This window comes from Leptospira sp. B5-022, assembly GCF_000347035.1.
In the GTDB taxonomy this organism is placed as follows: domain Bacteria; phylum Spirochaetota; class Leptospiria; order Leptospirales; family Leptospiraceae; genus Leptospira_B; species Leptospira_B cinconiae.
Window position 1 is genome coordinate 1 of record NZ_ANIJ01000009.1, and the last position, 2025, is coordinate 2025.

Consider the following 2025-nt stretch of genomic DNA (forward strand, 5'->3'; position numbering starts at 1 on the left):
CGAATATACAAAACGCGAATAAGGTAAATAATGATCTTATTATATAAAATACTCTTCTCATCTCTTCTTTCCTTAAAACGCGTGGCTAAAATTCACGAATAACTGTTCGTCTTCTTTCGATTTGGCCCAGTCGATCATGATGATCGTAGCCTGGTTCCAAGCGATCCTAAGTCCAAGACCGTGGGAATATTTATAACCCTTGAGACCTGCCTTATGCTCGTCGTCCCAAACTCGTCCGAAGTCCATAAAAGGAACCAAATTGAATGCAAAGAATTCGTCACCTACCTTCAAGGATCCGAATTTCCATCTCACCTCGATATTACCCCAGCCCATTGCACGTCCCACAAAGCGGTCTTGTTTGTAACCGCGGATGGTACGAATACCTCCAAGTCCTCCAATCAAACCTTCCGTTCCCCACATATTTCTATATTCGAAAAACGGAACATCGCCTTCGGATAAACCTGCTCCAAAACGGGAAGCAACCACGAGTTTTTCGAATACCTTAGGAAACGGGCTCCAGAAAAATTTTCCTTGAGCAAAGTATTTTTGGAAATTGTAATCCGAACCGAATGCCTTGTTGTTCTTTTCGAAGGTTCCTTCTATAAATACCCCACTATTCGGATCCGGTTCGAAATCCCGAGTATCATACACAAGTGCGACACGAACTGCGTTTACATAACCGCCGTGATACCCTAAAATTTTTCCGGCCTCCGCATCTTCAGTTAGTCGAGTTTTAGCGTTAGGCACATTAGCCCCGTAATCCATACCTAAAACCGGATCGTAACCTGGGGCCTTTTTCCCGTCGTATGTTCTGATAATATTTTCGGAAGCTTTTAAACCAGCGACCAAACGAACCGTTCCACCAAAGAACGATCTCTCCGTACTTAGGTTAACCATAGGAGTTTCTATAATATAACCGTTGTACATTCTATTGGTGACGACAAATCCAGGCTGGCTCGGAACTCCGTAATAGGTATTTCCACCAAAGGATACCGGATCTTGAGGACCTCCCGGTCTATAATAACTAAAATTTTTACTTTGATCCGCAAAAGTTGCGTTCGTGTAATAATCCCCACCCGGCTGATTACGATCATAGTAACTTAAGGTCTTTAAGGAGCCCTCGCCGATCCCAAAGTAGAGAGTGGTTGGTGTAATCGTTAAAAACGCATCCGCACGTAGACGCCATTGCGTATTCGCGATAAACGGCATATCCAAACTAAGTTGATGATATTGTGCATTCTTACTCGTATTAAAATACTGAGCAAAAAACCTTACTCTATAGGGAGTATAATCGAATAACGGATCCGATTTCAGACCGTTATTATAGGCATACGCCCGAACACCAAAGCCGACACCTTCCAATGGATCCGAATTAATAAGAGGAAGTCCGGTAGGATACCAACCTTCTCTTTTTTCGGCTAGATCTTTCGCACAAAGCTGTTTGGAAGAATCCATATGAAACGGTAAATTTTTGCGAGGAGCAGGCTTCTCGCATCCCGGCTCTGGAATATAGTCTTCGGCGTTTAGGTTAAAACTTACCGCTATAAAACAAATCGTTAGCACCAACGATTTAATTTCTTTAATCCTCATGTATACTCCGGATTTAAGATTTTAAGTTCGTTAGTTTTTGAAGCGATAATGGCTTATGTCAATTGAAAATTTCGGATCAAGTTTTGAAGGACCCCATTCACCCTGGAAATGTTCCCTTTCGTCACAGGGGTTGTAAAAAAAATATCGGGCCATGCATTAGGAAAACACGATTTTGACCTATATATAAGTGATATATAAGTGAACAAGATTGCCAAACTTTAGACTTTTATAATATAATTTCGCAGGGAGCCCACAGAGAACACTGAGTTGGGGATCATAATGAGAATTCTGAAATACAGACTCCTCTGTGAACTCCGTGTCCTCTGTGCGAAAGGGCCCTTACCTCACGCAGCGAACGAAATATCTGCTGGTCTTGCTGTAAGACTCGTCTTCACCGAATCTGTCTCGTGAAAACGATACCGCTCTAGCTGTTTT

Annotated in this window: 1 protein-coding gene; it reads right to left on the reverse strand. The window is 42.4% G+C overall.

What is annotated here, in order from left to right:
* Positions 1 to 72 precede the first annotated feature (72 nt).
* Positions 73 to 1590, reverse strand: coding sequence for a DUF5982 domain-containing protein (locus LEP1GSC192_RS03380; protein WP_020768528.1), 1518 nt, complete (start codon positions 1588 to 1590; stop codon positions 73 to 75).
* Positions 1591 to 2025: the final 435 nt, after the last annotated feature.